This window comes from Magnetococcales bacterium (assembly GCA_015231175.1).
In the GTDB taxonomy this organism is placed as follows: Bacteria; Pseudomonadota; Magnetococcia; order Magnetococcales; family DC0425bin3; genus HA3dbin3.
Window position 1 is genome coordinate 55280 of record JADGBZ010000001.1, and the last position, 17065, is coordinate 72344.

The window sequence follows — 17065 nt, forward strand, 5'->3', positions numbered from 1 at the left end:
GGTTATATCCATCGCTGGGGAAACTTGGTGCAAACGGCAGCAGGACTCAGATGCATGGATTGCAAAGTTGCGCGCAAAGATCGAATCTCTTCCGGATCAAAACGCCCTTGCAGCTCTGGCGAAACCAGGCACAGTTTGAACCGAGCCTCTCCCAACTGCCGCACATCGTGTTCGGTCAACGGAAATCGGGTAAAACAGTCCACCCAGACCCAATCCACCATTCCCCCCAAAGCAAGAGCCGTCGCCACGGTTTCAAACTCAGAGACCCTGACGGCACATCTCGTTTCGCCACTTCTAGCGGTCTTCAGCAAGAACGGGAAAGATTGATCCAAAAAGAAAAAATCGTGGATGCCCCTTTGCGCCATGATCTCCAGAAGAGCCTGCTCCAGCCCCTCTTCCTTGACATTCAAAATGAGCAACCGATGGTTATAATCGTCCAGCCAGGTCTCGAACCGTTCCCCTGAGACAAAAGGGTCGTGGTGAAGAATCAGTTCCGAACCCCGGGAACGAAGATCCACCTCCACGCCAAATTCCTGCGGCGCATCGAGTAGTTGCTTTCGGGTATTGATGCGATGGCTGACAAGGATCACGGTCATCCTTTCAGACGACGTCGCAGGGAGAGACTGAAATCCACGGTACGTTTGATAAATTTATATTTTGCCCGCCAGTTGATGTTCCAGTGGGAAACACCATGCGCACGTTTGCCGAACAAAACCGGAAAACGTTCCACCCGCAAACCCTGATGTTTGGCATGATAATAGGCATACAGATCCAGGGAGAAATCGTGGGGCGGATTCTGCCACTTTTCAAAGAAACACTTTGGAAGCATGGTTGGTTGGGCGTTGATATCCCACAAGGGCACCCGCAGAAGCATGCTCTCGAAGACGCCCATGCCGACGGTGAAAAGAAGATCTGCCAGAGGACGGCCATGGCGTCTACCTTTGACAAACAACCTTTCCGGTTCAGGGAGAGAGCGATAGAGTCGCAACCCTTTCAGAAGATCGAGGGGATCCGTTTGCATGTCGGCATGGGTCCAGGCCAGAATGGGGTGCTCTGCGACCCGCAGACCAGAGAGAATACCGAAGCCATAGCCTTGATTGAGCTCAACCCGCACGCTGCGGATGCGCGTCTCCCCAGTCAGAAGGCGCTGCAAAATGGCCGGGGTATCATCCCGGGAACCGTTATCCACCAGGATCACCTCCACCCCTTCATGAGCCACGACCCTTCGACAACGCTCCACCAGAAGGGAAAGATTGGCCCCTTCGTTGTAGCAGGGAATGACGAGAGAGATCCCAACCATGTCAGGAAAATTTTTCATCAGACGGAGGGCACCCTCCCCCGTGGGGAAGCAACGCCGGGGTTGAAGACAAAATGTTTCATTCCCAAGAAATTAAACGTGGCAGAGAGTGCCGTAGCGACTAAAAAGGCAAAACGCAGACCCCATTCACCAACGCCAAACTGCCAGAGGAGAAGAGAGTTAGCCCCAACGTTCACCCCCAGGCCCGCAAGATAGACGATCCCAAACCGGACCACAAGCCCCATCCCCGTAGCCTGAGATTGAAAGGTCCAGCCACGGTTGGCAAGAAAAGCAAAGACTGAACCAACGACAAAACCGACCGCCTTCGCCGCAGGGAGGGACACATTCAACCAGATCAGCAAGCGGTAGGTGAGAAAATCGATCAACACTGTGGTCGATCCCACCACCAGAAAACGCAATAACTCCTGGGAAAACAATTTCCTCATGTGCGAACACCGAGCAAGCGAGGCAGAGTTGGACGATAACGTTCCGCCAGAAGGGATACGGCCTCGGCAGGAACCCGTGGATCCTTTTCCAGGCGGTAGGGGTGCGCATTCCACTTGTGAAAACAGGATTGCCAATATTCAAAGGTGCGCAGCTCGTCAGGAGTACCCCAACAGAGATAGTGATCCACTGCAAAAATCTGGCAGGAGAGGCCCAGGGCCAAGGCATCGTTGATGCAGGTGTCCACGTAGAATTCGCCGTTGATCCGCGCACCCCGATGGATCATGCGTTGTGTTGCCGCCACAAAATCCCCCGCCCGCTTGAAGGTGAACGTCCCGAGGATAACAGGATCCCGCGCAGGGTCGCCCAGAGGAGTTTTGACCGAAACCCCCGTCACCCAGCTCCCCTCGGTCATGACCCAACCGTACATCTCGGGATGTCGCGCAGCTCCAGCGTGACCTCGCACCACCCACACGATAAGATCGGTTTCTGGATCTTCCAGGAGGCGCACCAGCCCGGCAGGATCGTAAAGGGCACCATTGTCACTGGCTCCGATGGTGACGGGCTGGTCCAACGCCACCCCTTCCATGCCCAGCAAACAGGTGCGCGCCTGGCCATCGGTCAACTCATCGAGGGACACCACTTCCACAGAACGAAAAGCCTGCTCCAAAGCCTGGCGCGTCTCGGTGGCCATGAGCATATCCCGACGCACTACAAAACGGTAGCGTTCGGCCTTGGGCAGATCGTGCGTGGCCTGTACCACCATCGGTTGCCCCGAGACCGGAATCAGCGGCTTCGATACGGTAAAGCCCTCCCGGGAAAAACGGCTTCCCAGTCCCGCCATTGGCACCAGAACGGTCCCTTCGTGGCGCGGTGCTGGGGAGGGTAAGGGTTGGGCCAACCGATTGAATACAGAGGACCAATGCTGGTACTCCTCCAGCATTTCCGGGGTACCCCACTGCATAAAATGCTGCAACTCGTAGACTGCCACGGCCCGGCATTCGGCCAACATCGGTTTATAAGCCAAGCTGACATAATACTCACCACCAACTGTCTGCCCCTCATCCATAGCGCGTTGAAAGCAGTGCCGCATGATCTCTCCAGAGGCAAAATAGTAGGTGCCGCTGGAGGCATACTCTTGCATAGGATTGTTTGTAAACGGCTGTTTCTCCTGAATATCAAGCAACCACCCCCCCTGCTCCCGCAAATAGGCATAGAAGGTTGACCCCAAAGAGTGGGGATGGAAGCCCCGATAAGCGGGGATGGCACCGTCACATGAACATTCATCAACAAATTCTTTAAAATGATTGTAATCCCAATAGCATGTAAAGTCACAATAGTTGACAATGGTTGGTCGACGAAGGTCAACCTGGTCCATCACCTGGGCAACGGCATAAACCGGCCCCAACTTGTGTGGCTCGATGGCCAGAATGCGCCCAGATGGACAAAACTCCCGGAGAAGTTCTGCCATATGGTATGTCGGATCTTCCAAATGTTGGCGGTTGCAGACAAAGGTTACATCCTCTTCTCCGGGAAAAAGATCCAACACGTGGGCAATAATGGGTTTCCCGTCGACTGGAATCAATGGTTTGGGAACGGTATAACCAGCTTTTTGAAAGCGGGCACCGAACCCGGACATGGGAATGATGATCTGCACCTTAACCTCCCTCGATCATGACAACTCTGCACCCCTCCAGAAACGGCCCGGCACGAAGGGTTCGTCTGGATTTCACCCCAAACCCGACCGGGATTCACTCCAGGATCCGTTCGGTCGCCTGTCTTCTGGTTCGCAACCATTCAGCACCCTTTCAAGAAAAGCTGGAAAAGCTGAGACATGAAAGCCTTTATCAGGGCTTCGCCTCGAACCCCCACCAGAACTCTGTCCTGGACCTGCCAGGAAGCCGACTCCCTGGACTCCAACTCGTTGCCGGGTGGCGAACAGCCACACATGGCCAAGCTCAGCATGACCACCCTCGATCCGTCTCGTGAAGGATTATGGAAGGTCAGATGGGACGGAATGATCCATGGCTTGACGATATTTCTCCGCATCCCAGTTGGTCAATTCATCCTCCTCTTCGGGAGTGAGACAACGGACCCCGAGGGTTGAGGCCAATCGGCGCGTGACCAAGGAGTGGCAGTGCAGCATGGCCTCGGCACCCGGCGAAAGAGCAGGACCGAACAGAACACCCTCATTTTCCACCACGCAAAAAGCAGCATTCGCCCATCGCCCCACTCCCTGATCCAGAGGCGTGTCGGCAGGCAAAAGACAGGAGTCCCGCCCCAGGTAAACCACATGGTCAGGATACAAGGCTGGCCGCAACAGCAGTGCCCTGGCCACGGGGTCAAAGGCCATGGCATGAAGATCCAGGTGATCGGGTACGCGCCAAAGGGGCAGGGTGGATATCCTCGCATGGAGCCGCTCCCACACCGGAGCAGGTGTTGCACGCAGGGGAAGGGCGAGTCGCCGCTCCACATCCCAAAGCAAGGACTCGGCGGCTGCACAATTTTCTCCTCCCACCACAAGTCCGTGGTTGCCAAGGAAAAGCACATCCGGTAACCGCTCTTGCCCCGCCAACTGTACAACAATTTCCCGGGTCAGAGGCAAACCTGGACGACGGTAAGGAATCCAGGCCCATGCCATGCCCCCCAAAAGATGGGCCAATCGTTGGGGAGCATCGGCCAAAACGGCCCAGGCGATGGCATTGACTGAGTGGACATGCAACACCACCGTGTGCGGCAGCAGTGCGTGCATGGAGGTTTCGATGGAAGGTCGCAAGGAAGAGGACTCTGCCATCTGGCCCCCAAACGTGTCGAGTCTGTTCTCGGCGATAACTTGTCGCACCTCATCCAAAAAAAGAGGAACAAATACCTGTGCATCCTCAGCCCGAGAAAGCCAGGTTCCGGACCCTTTAACCCACAAGATCCCCTCCTGCTTGAAGGAGGTGTTTCCGCCTCCCCCCTGAATCAAGTTGATGTCCTGCCCTATCCTGCCGGAGAGGTGATAGAAGGTCTTTGGGGGGCAGGAGATCGACATGGCCAAGGAGATCCTGTCAAGTATGGGCGGTGCCATCCTGGATTGGTCAGTCCACTGCGGCATTCAAGCACCAAACAACCCTCCCGTCAAAGCAGAAACAAACCTGCTGGCCCCTACTATCATCGAGGATGGCCACCCAACTCGACCATCGTCGAGCCAAATCGGTTGCTCCTGCGCCACCCCATACCCTGCCGGTTACGCGCCCAGAACGTTGCCCTCAGCCCCTTGAAGCTGTAGATTCGTAGTCGTTCAGAGACCCCTGGACCTGAAAGCCCAATGATGATTTGATGGGGGCGATGTCGCAACAGATTGCAAGGTTCACTCCATGAAGCTTACTGACCACGATTTGCTCCAGTTTGATGAGAGATATCTGGCTTCCCTTGAGCCGGGTTCTCTGTTGGCAGTGAGCAAAAAGCTTTTGTCCGATCTCAAGGAATCTCGTGAGCGTTTAAACCAGACGCCCGACAACAGTTCCCGCCCCCCCAGTAGCCGTTCCCCTTACCTTGGGATTCCAGAGGAAGGGGGGGTAGACTCTTCGAATGAGCATAACGAAGATGTCACGAACTCTTCGGTTGAGAAGGGAAAATCGGAAAAAGAAGACGACGATCACAGAGATGGTAATGGTTCTGGTGGTTCCGACAGCACAGGGAAATCACGCTTTAAAAAGCAGAAGCGCAAAGCGGGAAAACAGGTCGGCGCTCCTGGCTATGGACGGCAGCAGAAGATTCCGGCTCAGCGGGAGGAGATTCATAAAGCGGACAAGTGCGTAGCCTGTGACGCCGTCATTCCTCTGGATATTCCATTTGCGGCCCAGATCGGGTTTTTTGTTTTGGAGTTGATCAGTGGAACTTTGGAGCATCCTGGTTTGAGACTGGAATGCACCAAGCACCTTTTTGGTGATTCCATTTGTGGATGTGGACATGTCACCCGTACTGGTCCTGGAATTGGGGAGCGACACGTAGTGGAGGGTCGAAAAGATGCCACCTGTCTGAGTGAATGGCGACTGATTGGCCCCATGCTGGCGGCATTCATCGTGGCCCTTAACCTGCGCATGAGACTGTCGCGGCCCCGGATCCGGGAATTTTTGATGGATTGGTTCAGCCTGGAACTGAGCGCCGGGACCATCGACAAGTGTATCCGCAAAGCCGGTTTGGCGGTGAATCCGATTTATCAAGATGAACTGATTGACGAGGCTCGCCAATCTGGCTTGATCAACGTGGACGAGACCCCATGGAAGGAAAAGGGGGTTGCCCGATGGTTGTGGGTATTCGTGACAGCCAACACGGTCTTGTTTTTTGTGGGTCGTCGCACCCAGCAGGTTGTCTTGGACATTCTGACCGAGGCCTATGCGGGCTGGCTGATGAGTGACGGACTCATGAACTATCGGATCTTTTCGAGACGGCTCCGCTGCTTGGCCCACTTGATCCGAAAGGCGCGAGGGTTGGCTGAGAGTCTTGATGCAGAGACCAAGCTGTTCGGCGACAGGACATTGGAAGTCCTGGAGTTCGTCGTTGGTCAAGTCCGAGACGGACCTGATCGGACCATCTTTCAGCCGATACTGTCAGATTTCAAATGGCTCTGCGAATGGCATAGGGCGGAAACGCCAGAGGGAAAGCTGCGCAGCCTTGCCGTTGAGTTTCTCAACGACTGGGATGTGATTTGGATGACTCTGGAACATCCAGATTTGCCGTTGACCAACAACGAGGCGGAACGCGCCCTGCGCCACTGGGTCATTGCCCGCTTGATCAGCCATGGGACTCGCACTGCTGAAGGGAGTCGGGTCTTTACCGTATTGGCCAGTGTGATCGAAACCTGCCGGAGGCGGAAAGTATCTCCTTGGACCTATCTGGCGACGGTTATTGCAGAACGTAAAAAGGGCAACCCCTCACCAGCTTTGCCCGTTCCGATGGTGGTTTAAGGTGGGGTCTCTGAACGGTTACGTAGACTCGGCCTGTTGGTTGATATGCGCCAGATGCGTTGGCAAGGGTTCACCATCATCAACTTCTGCGCAAGAGTCGGGCGGCTAAAAAAATGACGATGAATATTCTTGTTAATTTGGTATTTATTGCTGCAATATGTTTCACTTCTGTTGCTGTTGGCGCCTTTATACTATTGCGCACATTTCAAATTTCATCCAACTCAGCATTTTTGTTGGGAGGCGGTTATTTTGTCGGCATGAGTGTTTTTATGTCTGCGCTGCGCATCATAACATCCTTCACCCACAATCTTAAATCAGGGGCAATTTTCTCACTCTGCCTTCTGTTTGTATTAACACTACCAAACTTCAAACATGTAAAATACCTGTTCATGCGTGCTGTTGATTTTAAACTCCGTGCAATTCTTGCAACCATATGTTTCTTGATTTTCTTGTATGTTTTTTTGATAGGTCTTTGGTTCGACCAGACTGGCTTCCACTGGAGCGGATCCCTGCATGCAGACCGATATGCTGCCATATCCGATCTGTTTGCTTTACTCAACGACATCCCTGTCATCAACCAAAACTCGGGACAAGCCATTCTTTCTGCGATCCCCTCCGTATTCGGATATGCACTCCCCAATTTTTCCCTGAACATGTACTTGTTCGTCTCCGTGGTTGCCATAGCTGTTTTATTTTTCGGTTTATTGAGGGTTTATGGCGCCTCGCGTAAACTGGCCGTCATGGGCTCATCGATTGTCATGCTCGGCAATTGCACTCTCTCTTTGAGCCATGTTTTGATACTTGATTCGGGAAGTCCCTGGCTTTTTGTCGGTTATTTTGATTCCTTGGAAGCCATAGCGACTGCCCTCATTTTCATTGTCGCCGCATCAGACCCTCGTTCGGCTCTGAATGGTCGGCCGTTGCGATGGAATACAGACGTATGGCCCCTTCTACTGCCGTTTTGTTTTGGCATCTCCTCCCATCAGGTTGGCCCGCAAAATCTCTTGATTCTACTGCCTATTCTTGGCCTGTGGTTCATTTTGTCGTTCTGGAAGAGGTTTCCTCTGCGTCTCTCTTTGGGACGTGTCGTTCTCCCATTGATCGTTGGTAGCTCTATCGGATTTTTTCATGGAGGCATGACAACACCAAGAACATTTCACACCGACCTGTCGAAATATAAAAACGAAGGAACACAAAAATTAATGAGCATGAAAAGTCACAGCAGTTCGATCTTATTGTATCCAGTCATGCCTTACCGATTTTTTGATGGCGCAGGCTGGAGGGCGGGCAAGGCAAAATACCTCTTGAATAAGTTTGATGTAGATTATTTTATCAAAACATCCAAAAACCCTCGTTCTGCACAAGTAATTCTATGGAGCCTTGAAGAGGAGATTTGGACCGCAGCACGCATCATGTTTTTTCCTCTCCTGGGAATCACTTTGTTTTGGGTGCATCTCAGAAGGAGATACTTTGATCAATCTGCCAAAAAATTAAATAGCCCTGAAACTTTCACTGACAGAACGTTCCTGTTGCATCTATTTTTTGCTGGCATAGCCTCCATTTCTCTGTGTCTTGGATTTCTTGTTTCGTTCAGCGTCGCGATCTTTGGCTACAAATGGGAACTGTCCCGCTTTTCCATGCTTGGCAACACAATGGGTATGCTTATTCTTATTTTAGCTGTTGATGCGCATCTATCTCACTTGACAGATGCGTCAAAAAACAGAATTTTTGCCTTCCTTTGTTTTTTAACCATGTTTGGTCCGCTGCTGAACAACACACTCCTTTCCTTAGGCAATTTATCTCTCCTGCTCGCACGATTTTAAAGCACGGCCTTGATCAAGGCGATGATCATCGCAAGACCTACTGCCATCGCTGGCGTGCAGGCCGGCCACCTTTCCAGTCCATGGATATGCCAAATCCGAACTGGCCGGCAAAAGCGTAACCATTCGGCACCCTCTGCAAGAAAGGCTTGGATATGAAGGCCTCTGTCAGGGCTTCGTCCCGAACCCCACCAGGGCGTTGCCCTGGACCTGCCAGGGAGCCAGCCTCCTGGACCCCGATGCAAAAGGCGATCACGGCATCGGGTGTACCCATTGCCAATGCAATGTCCCGTTGACGCGGGGCGCATCTTGAACCAGATCGGGAAACGCTCTACACTGCGACGCAGGGGGAGGTTCGTGTCCGAGCGTTTGTGGCTCGGCATGCATGAGCCACCCCGGTTGGAGCGGGTTGGACCGCCGCTGGTGGCCGGTTTGGCCGTTTGGTCAGACCGGGCACGGGAGGAAAGTCCGGGCTCCGCAGGGCAGGGCGCCGGGTAACACCCGGCGGGGGCGACCCCAGGGAAAGTGCCACAGAAAGCAAACCGCCGGCCAGGGACAACCCGCCGGTAAGGGTGAAAGGGTGCGGTAAGAGCGCACCGCGCCTCCCGGTAACGGGGGCGGCACGGTAAACCCCGCCTGGAGCAAGACCAAATAGGGGGAGGCCATGAATGGCCCATTCACTCCCCGGGTCGGTCGCTGGAGGTGGTCGGCAACGATCATCCTAGAGGAATGGCGGTCATACCGATCTCTGCGGGGAGAGAGATCGGGAGACAGAACCCGGCTTACAGACCCGCTCCGACTCCCCTCATGGCATGGAAAGTTTGAGCAGTTGCCGATTGCCCTGAAATCGTTGCGGAAGAGGTTGAAAATTTGGGGCGGTTCAATATACCCTTTCGCTTTTATCTTCTGATCGGGTTGGGTGCGGAGCCATGGCAAGGGAGTAGAGCAAGGAGATGAAAAAAAAGGGTCAACCTGCCCGTTTGTTCTCACCTCCCGAATTGAACCGGGCGTGGACCATTGCGGACTCCCTTGAGCTGTACAACGTACCCGGTTGGGGCATCGGTTTTTTTGGCGCCAATGAGCAGGGGCACCTGACCGTATCTCCTCTCCTGGACCAGGGGCCTGCGCTTGATCTTCTTAAATTGACAGAAAATATCCAAAATCGCGGCACATCACTGCCGGTTTTGATCCGATTTTCGGACATTCTGCGCGTGCGCATCCAGACCCTGCAAGCCTGTTTCCAGAAAGCCAGGGAGGAGTACGCCTATCGAGGCCGCTATATCGGCGCCTACCCGATCAAGGTCAATCAGCAACGGCAGGTGGTCGAAGAGCTTGTTGCGTTTGGTCATGATATCGATATGGGACTGGAGGCAGGCTCCCGACCGGAACTCCAGATCGTCCTGGCCCTTCTCGACAACCCGGATGCCCCGATCATCTGCAACGGGTACAAGGATGATGAGTTCATCCACCTGGCCCTGATGGGACAACAGATGGGGCGCAACATCCATGTGGTGATCGAGAAGCCCCAGGAGTTGAACAAGCTTTTGCTTATTGCCAAAGAGTTGAATATTCGCCCCAACATTGGTTTGCGCATCAAACTGGAGGCCAGCAGCATCGGCAAGTGGTGGGAAACTTCCGGTGGACTCTCCTCAAAATTTGGCTTGACCGCCATGGAAATCCTGGATGCCGTCGAAATCATCCAGGCCCAGGACATGCTGGATTGTGTGCGCCTGCTCCATTTCCATATCGGTACCCAGATTTCAAATATTCGCAAATTCAAAAACGCCCTGCGCGAGACAACCCATTTTTATGCCGAACTGCGCCGTCTCGGGTGCCAGGTCCAATATGTGGATATCGGTGGCGGTCTTGGGGTCGATTATGACGGGTCGCAAACCACCAAGGATTCGTCGGTCAACTACTCCATCCAGGAGTATGCCAACGACGTAGTGGCCTATCTGCAAGAGGTGTGCGAAATCAAGAATCTGCCCCATCCGGACATCATCTCGGAAAGTGGCCGCGCCCTGACGGCCCACCATGCCATGCTCGTTTTCAATGTCCTGGAGGTTGCCAGTTCGGTTCCATTCGATCGGCCCGTCACCCACTCCCTGAACGACGCACCGGAGATCCTTGAGCTGGCCAAGATGCTCGAAGATCTCAACGAAAAAAATGCCCTTGAGGTGTGGCACGACACCCTGCAACTCAAGGAAGATTTTCAGAAAATGTTTACCCTGGGCGCCCTGGATCTCGTGCAACGTTCCAAGGGGGAACGATTGGTGCGCCAGATCGCTTTCCGCATCGATGAACTGGCCCGCAAGATGGCCAAGCCATCCTCCGACCTCTCAACCACCACGGAATATCTGCTCGACAAATACTATTGCAACTTTTCGCTTTTTCAGTCACTCCCCGACCATTGGGCCATCGACCAGCTTTTTCCGGTTGTGCCCTTGCAGCGCCTCGATGAACGACCCTCCCGGCTGGGCACCCTGCAGGACATCACTTGCGACTCCGACGGCAGCATGGACCATTTTATCCATCGAGAGGGTGGGGCCAAGCGGTTTCTCGAACTGCATCCCCTGAAAAAGGGGGAACCCTATTTGTTGGGGGTCTTTTTGACCGGGGCTTATCAGGAGATCCTGGGCGACATGCACAATCTCTTCGGCGATACGGATGTGGTCCACGTCTCTGTGGCAACCACCGAACAGGGTTGGGAGTTCCGTCAGGTACTGGCCGGCGAACTGGTGCGGGATGTCCTGAAACATGTCTCCTACGATCCGGAAGAGCTTGTCCGCCGAGTGGGACATCTGACCCGCAAGGCCGTCAGCGAAAGAAAAGCGAACCCGGAACAGGCCCGTGCCTTCGTGCGCGCCTATGCGGCATCCCTGAATGACTATACCTACCTGGAAACGAGTTGAGCGCGTTGCCAGAGCAAGACCGGTTTGACATAGGTAACTGTTCAACACCCTCTCAAAGAAAGCCTTGACATGAAAACTTTTGTCATAGCTTCACCCCGAACCCCACCAGGACACCGTCTTAGGCCCTGCCAGGGAGCCAGCCACCTGGACCCCAATGCGTTACCAGGCGCCGAACAGTCGGCTCACTCCTTGAACTTTTCAGCCATATAGACAAAAATTTCCGGATGTTGTTGACAGCAGTTCCCCGGCAGGCCAGCCTTTTGGCAGAGGTGGCGCAGGAATTGTTCCGGATCGGGAAGTTGCTCCCACACCTGAGGCAGGAAAGTGGCGCGGCGTCCTTGCAGGGATAGGGTCACGCCGTGAATGCCGGGTTGCAGCCGGACCATCAGATCGGCAACATCCCGATAGGGAAATGGCTGGGGTGGAGTCAGAAGAGAGACTTCGATGCGTATCTCCGGGAGAACCTCGACCTTCAGAGGTGGAAAACGGGGATCCCGGGTGGCTGAAGCCACGGCATTCTCCAGCAGATCGTTCACCAGTGGGCGGTGCGCCTCCAGAGAACCGATACACCCCTGGAGTTGGCCCGCACGGGTCAGGGTGATGAAGCAAGCGCCGGGCTGTTGCAATTCGGGTTGCGCCGCGACAACGGCTGCCGGCATCAATCCCGGTTTCCCGGCCAAAACCTGCTGCAAATGGGTCCGCACCAACGTTGTCAAAGATTGGCCTTGCATGGGTTCCACTCCCTGATTTTTGGATTGCATCCTGCCCAAGCCCGCACTCTAGCAAAAATATCGACGCATGGTCATGCCTTTTCATCTGTGCCGACCACGCCAACCATCGCTGAGTTTGCCCGGCAGTTGGTATTATTCCCGGTATTTGTTCAGCACCCGACAACGCATTGGAGTCCAGGGGGCTGGCTCCCTGGCAGGGCCTTGGACGGTGTCCTGGCAGGGTTCGGGGCGAAGCCCTGACAAAGTCTTTCATATCCAGGCTTTTCTTGAAGGGGTGGTGAATAGTGATGCATTTTCAGGGTTCCACTTGTTGTCTGGGAGGTGCGCAGGTGTCCATATCGAATCGCATACTCTTGTTCATGACCGTATACCTTGTATGGGTGACACCCCTCTTCGCCGCCCATGGCCTCAGCCTGGATGGCCAGTTGAAATACCCTCCCGGTTTCGAGCGCTTTGCGTACACATCTCCGAAGGGCGTAGTCGGAGGTGAACTGGCTCTGCATGGGATCGGGGGGTTTGACAAGATGAACCCTTATACCCTGAAGGGCGACGCCCCCGATCTGTTGGGAACGTTGGTTTTTGAAACCCTGACCATCCGCTCTCTGGACGAACCCTTCTCTCAATATGGTCTGCTGGCCAAGGATATGGAAGTGGCTCCAGATGGCCTGTCTGTCGTGTACACTCTGGATCCGGCGGCACGTTTTGCCAATGGCACTCCAGTCACGGCCAACGACGTGCTCTTCTCCTTTAATGCCCTCATGTCGGAGAAGGCACATCCCCTTTATCGGAGTTACTGGCAGGATATCGAACGAGTCGAGATCGCTTCCGAGCAGGTGGTCCGTTTTCATTTTCGCCGCAAAAATCGGGAACTGCCCCTGATTGCCGGTGAAATACCGGTTTTAAGCCAAGCTGCTTTTGCCGGACGCAATTTCGACCAGGCCGATTTGACACCCCCCCTGGGATCCGGGCCTTATCGGGTAAAATCCTTTGAGACCGGCAAAAACATCACTTACGAACGGCGTGCCGACTATTGGGGATGGCATCTTCCCGTCCGCCGCAGCCAGTTCAATTTTCAACTGGTGGCGATCAAATATTTTCGGGATCCCCAGGTGGCGTTGGAGGGATTCAAGGCCGGCGTGTTCGACTTTATGGCGGAGAACAATTCCAAACAGTGGGCACGCGACCATCAGGGAGAGAAATTTGATCAGGGACGCATCGTCAAGGAGACCCTGCCACACAAAAACAGCGCCGGCATGCAAGGGTTTGTCATGAATCTGCGGCGCCCCTTTTTCAAAGATATCCGGGTGCGCAAGGCCTTCAATTTGGCCTTTGACTTCGAGTGGTCCAACCTCAATCTGTTCTACGGACAGTATACCCGGTCGGAGAGTTATTTCACCAACTCCGACATGGCGGCCAAAGACTCTCCGTCGCCAGAAGAGTTGGTCCTGCTGGAACCGCTCCGGGCACAATTGGATCCGGCGGTTTTTCAGGACGCACCGTCACCTCCGTCCACCACCCCTCCCCACTCCTTGCGCGACAATCTGCGCCAAGCCGCCACCCTGCTGCGCGAAGCGGGCTGGCGCATGGGACCGGATGGCACCCTGGTCAACGCTGAAGGCAAGCCCTTTGTGGTAGATGCCCTGCTCGGCATGCAGGCCTTTGAACGGGTGATGGCGCCTTATGCGGAAAATCTGCGTAAGCTGGGCATACGGATCAATTATCGCACCGTTGATCTCTCCTTGTATCAACACCGCCTGGAAAGTTTTGACTTCGACATGATTGTCGGTACCTTCGGCCAGTCCCTTTCGCCAGGGAATGAACAACGGGACTATTGGCACTCTTCCCAGGCCCAGGTGCCGGGGAGCCGCAACCTGATCGGCATCGAAGACCCCGCCGTGGATGCCCTGATCGATCATATCATCTACGTCAAGAATCGTCCGGCCCTGATCACAGCCTGCCGCGCCCTGGATCGGGTGTTGCGCAGCGGTTGGTACCTCGTGCCCCACTTCCATATTCCTTTGCATCGCATCAGCTACTGGAACCAATTTGACAAACCCGCCACCTTGCCGCTGTATTACACGCCGCATGACTGGCTTTTTACCTGGTGGAGAAAAGATGCCTCCGAGGGAAACAAACCGTGACCGCCTATATCTTGCGGCGGTTGTTGCTCATGTTTCCAACCCTGTTGGGCATCATGGTTCTGACTTTTGCCGTGATCCAGTTTGTACCGGGCGGGCCCGTGGAAAAAATGGTCTCCCAGCTGCAAAACCACCCCCAGGGAGAGGTGTCCGGCAGTGGGCAGCGGGGCACATACCGAGGCGGAGAGGGGTTGGATCCGGAACAGATTCGTGCCCTGAAAAAACTCTATGGCTTTGACCGGCCCGCTCCGGAACGCTTCCTCCACATGATGTGGAACTATCTCCGCTTCGAGTTTGGCGACTCCTATTATCACCACCGCCGCGTGGTGGATCTGGTGATCGACAAGTTGCCGGTATCGATTTCTCTCGGCATGTGGACCTTTTTCCTGACCTATCTGATCAGCATTCCCCTGGGCATCCGCAAGGCTGTGCGCCACGGCAGCCGCTTTGATGTGGCAACATCCACGGTGATCATGGTGGGCTACTCCATTCCAGGCTTTGTGCTGGGCATTTTGTTGATCGTCTTGTTCGGTGGCGGAAGCTTTTGGGATGTTTTCCCACTGCGCGGCCTTGTTTCGGACAACTGGGCCACCCTCCCCTGGCCGGAGCGAATCACGGATTATCTGTGGCACATGGTTTTGCCCATCGTGGCAGCCTCGGTGGGTTCCTTTGCTGTCATGACCATGCTGACGAAAAACAGTTTTCTGGAGGAAATTTCCAAACAATACGTGATGACGGCACGGGCCAAGGGGTTATCGGAACGAAGCGTTCTCTATCGCCATGTTTTTCGCAATGCCATGATTCCTCTGGTGACGGGTTTCCCGAGCTCTTTCGTAGCTGCCTTTTTCAGCGGCAGTCTGCTCATCGAGACCATCTTCAGTCTGGACGGTCTGGGATTGCTGGGTTATGAATCGGTCATCAATCGGGACTATCCCGTTGTCATGGCGACCCTGTACTTCTATACTATTCTCGGGTTGCTGACCAAGCTCGTGACCGATCTGACCTACGTTCTCGTGGATCCCCGCATCACCTTCGATCGGGCCCGATGACGAAAGGACTCAACATGTCTCAGGCTTTGACGATCGACGACATCTGGAATTTGTTTCAGGAAACCAATCATGTGCTTCAGGAGTCGATTCAGGAGTCACGGGCCTCGTCCCGAGAGTTAAGGATCTCCATTCAGGAGACGAATTCCTCACTTCAGGCATCCAAAGAGGCATGGGATCGGCAATTCCAGGCATCCAAAGAGGCATGGGATCGGCAATTCCAGGCATCCAAGGAGATATGGGATCAACGCTTCCTGGAGAGCAGGCTGGAGAGTGCCCGATGGGCACAGGAAGCCGAAGCCAGGCTGGAACGTGACCTTCAGGAAACCAGGCGGGTCATGCAGGAGAGCAGAGCCGAGACAGAACGGATATCCCGGGATACAGACCGGAAATTCCAGGAAACGGACCGACAATTCAAGGAAACAGACCAAAAAATCAAGGAGGTTTCAACCCTGGTCGGCAGACTGGGTGGTCGCTGGGGAGAGTTTGTGGAAGGTATGGTGGCGCCAGCCTGTGAAACCCTCTTCGCCGAGAGGGGCTTTCCCATCCACCGGGTCAGTCCCAGAATCAAGGCCAAACTGCCCAACAATCGCCACATGGAGATCGACCTGTTGGTCGTGAACACAGACATGGTGGCCCTGGTGGAGGTCAAGAGCAAGCCGACCCACGAGGACGTACAGGGGCATTTGTCGCGTTTGGCTGAATTCAAGGAATTTTTTCCCGAGTATGCACATCGGCGCGTACTGGGGGCCGTTGCCGGCATCGTGATCGAAGAAAACGTCAGCCGCTACGCCATGAACGCTGGACTGTTCGTCCTCGTCCAGTCAGGTGACACCATGCTGTTGGCCAACACGGCCACTTTCACTCCCCTGGTTTGGTAAAATCCGCACAACGATTCAGCACCCTCGCACGAAAGATCAGGCAGCCTTCGGCTGATCCGCCTGCAACGCGAACCGGGATCCGGGGGCGGTTTCCTTCCAGCATCTTCCGGTCGGCCCTCTTTCAGCCCAGGCCCATGCGCCGGGCGATCTCCTGGTAGGCCTCTTCCACGCCACCCAGATCCCGGCGAAAGCGATCCTTGTCCAGCTTCTTGCCGGTCGCTGTGTCCCAGAGGCGGCAGGTGTCCGGAGAGATTTCATCGGCCAGAATCAAAGGATGATGACCCGAAGTGGGGCGACCAAATTCGAGCTTGTAATCGACAAGCGTGATGTTGATCGAAGCAAAATAGGCCAGCAAGGCGTCATTGATGCGGTGACTCATCTCCACGATGGCTTCCATCTCTTCCTCTGTGGCCCAGTCGAAAATCTCGATGTGGTCCAGAGTGATCAATGGATCGCCCAGGGCATCGGACTTCAGGTAGAACTCGACAACGGGCCTGGAAAGTCGTTCACCCTCCTCCCGCCCCAAACGTTTGGCCATGGAACCGGCGGCCCGGTTGCGCACCACCACCTCGACGGGGACGATCTCCACCCGTTGTACCAGTTGCTCCCGGGGAGTCAGTTGCCGCACGAGATGGGTGGGAATGCCCACAGCGCCAAGAATGGTGAACAGACGGGAAGAGACCATGTTGTTGACCACACCCTTGTCAACGATGGTCCCGCGTTTTTCGCCATTGAAGGCCGTGGCATCGTCCTTGAAATATTGGATGACCAGATCAGGATCGTCCGTGGCAAACAACACCTTGGCCTTGCCTTCATACAGCTTGTCGCGTTTTTCCATGGCTTT

Annotated in this window: 13 protein-coding genes and 1 other RNA gene; 7 read left to right on the forward strand and 7 right to left on the reverse strand. The window is 54.7% G+C overall.

Annotation, left to right across the window (positions count from 1 at the left end):
• Positions 1-2: 2 nt before the first annotated feature.
• The 5 genes from HQL63_00270 to HQL63_00290 form a co-directional block, all read right to left on the reverse strand.
• A complete protein-coding gene (locus HQL63_00270) occupies positions 3-590 on the reverse strand; it encodes a hypothetical protein (GenBank protein MBF0175272.1) in 588 nt (195 codons plus the stop codon).
• Positions 591-592: 2 nt separating this feature from the next.
• On the reverse strand, positions 593-1300 hold the full coding sequence (locus tag HQL63_00275; GenBank protein MBF0175273.1) for a glycosyltransferase family 2 protein: 708 nt from the start codon (positions 1298-1300) through the stop codon (positions 593-595).
• A 17-nt stretch (positions 1301-1317) separates the two neighbouring features.
• Positions 1318-1743: a GtrA family protein gene (locus HQL63_00280; GenBank protein ID MBF0175274.1), complete on the reverse strand. Its 426-nt coding sequence runs from the start codon at positions 1741-1743 to the stop codon at positions 1318-1320.
• Complete coding sequence (locus tag HQL63_00285; GenBank protein ID MBF0175275.1) at positions 1740-3398, reverse strand: NTP transferase domain-containing protein; 1659 nt, start codon at positions 3396-3398, stop codon at positions 1740-1742. Before HQL63_00285 ends, HQL63_00280 begins: the two co-directional genes overlap by 4 nt.
• A 336-nt stretch (positions 3399-3734) precedes the next feature.
• Positions 3735-4775, reverse strand: coding sequence for a class II aldolase (locus HQL63_00290; protein MBF0175276.1), 1041 nt, complete (start codon positions 4773-4775; stop codon positions 3735-3737).
• A 325-nt stretch (positions 4776-5100) separates the two neighbouring features.
• On the opposite strand from HQL63_00290, the gene HQL63_00295 reads away from it, so the two are divergent.
• The 4 genes from HQL63_00295 (at position 5101) to speA (ending at position 11425) form a co-directional block, all read left to right on the forward strand.
• Complete coding sequence (locus tag HQL63_00295; protein ID MBF0175277.1) at positions 5101-6693, forward strand: IS66 family transposase; 1593 nt, start codon at positions 5101-5103, stop codon at positions 6691-6693.
• Positions 6694-6806: 113 nt separating this feature from the next.
• Positions 6807-8516 carry a hypothetical protein gene (locus tag HQL63_00300; protein MBF0175278.1) on the forward strand — a complete coding sequence of 570 codons (1710 nt, stop codon included), beginning with the start codon at positions 6807-6809 and terminating at the stop codon, positions 8514-8516.
• 398 nt (positions 8517-8914) lie between these two features.
• Positions 8915-9314: RNase P RNA component class A (gene rnpB, locus HQL63_00305), an RNA gene on the forward strand.
• Between the two features lie 152 nt (positions 9315-9466).
• Positions 9467-11425, forward strand: coding sequence for a biosynthetic arginine decarboxylase (gene speA, locus HQL63_00310; protein MBF0175279.1), 1959 nt, complete (start codon positions 9467-9469; stop codon positions 11423-11425).
• A 182-nt stretch (positions 11426-11607) separates the two neighbouring features.
• Here the strand turns inward: speA and amrA are convergent, their stop codons facing one another.
• Complete coding sequence (amrA, locus tag HQL63_00315; GenBank protein ID MBF0175280.1) at positions 11608-12156, reverse strand: AmmeMemoRadiSam system protein A; 549 nt, start codon at positions 12154-12156, stop codon at positions 11608-11610.
• A gap of 359 nt (positions 12157-12515) precedes the next feature.
• Here amrA and HQL63_00320 point away from each other — a divergent pair, with 359 nt between their 5' ends.
• The 3 genes from HQL63_00320 to HQL63_00330 are packed head-to-tail and all read left to right on the forward strand — an operon-like array spanning position 12516 to position 16221.
• Entirely contained in the window at positions 12516-14297 is a 1782-nt protein-coding gene (locus HQL63_00320; GenBank protein MBF0175281.1) for an ABC transporter substrate-binding protein, read from the forward strand.
• Complete coding sequence (gene yejB / locus HQL63_00325) at positions 14294-15343, forward strand: microcin C ABC transporter permease YejB (GenBank protein ID MBF0175282.1); 1050 nt, start codon at positions 14294-14296, stop codon at positions 15341-15343. Before HQL63_00320 ends, yejB begins: the two co-directional genes overlap by 4 nt.
• Before the next feature lie 14 nt (positions 15344-15357).
• Positions 15358-16221: a hypothetical protein gene (locus tag HQL63_00330; GenBank protein MBF0175283.1), complete on the forward strand. Its 864-nt coding sequence runs from the start codon at positions 15358-15360 to the stop codon at positions 16219-16221.
• A 121-nt stretch (positions 16222-16342) separates the two neighbouring features.
• On the opposite strand, the gene HQL63_00335 is transcribed toward HQL63_00330, so the two are convergent.
• Positions 16343-17059, reverse strand: coding sequence for a phosphoribosylaminoimidazolesuccinocarboxamide synthase (locus tag HQL63_00335; protein ID MBF0175284.1), 717 nt, complete (start codon positions 17057-17059; stop codon positions 16343-16345).
• Between the last annotated feature and the right edge of the window lie 6 nt (positions 17060-17065).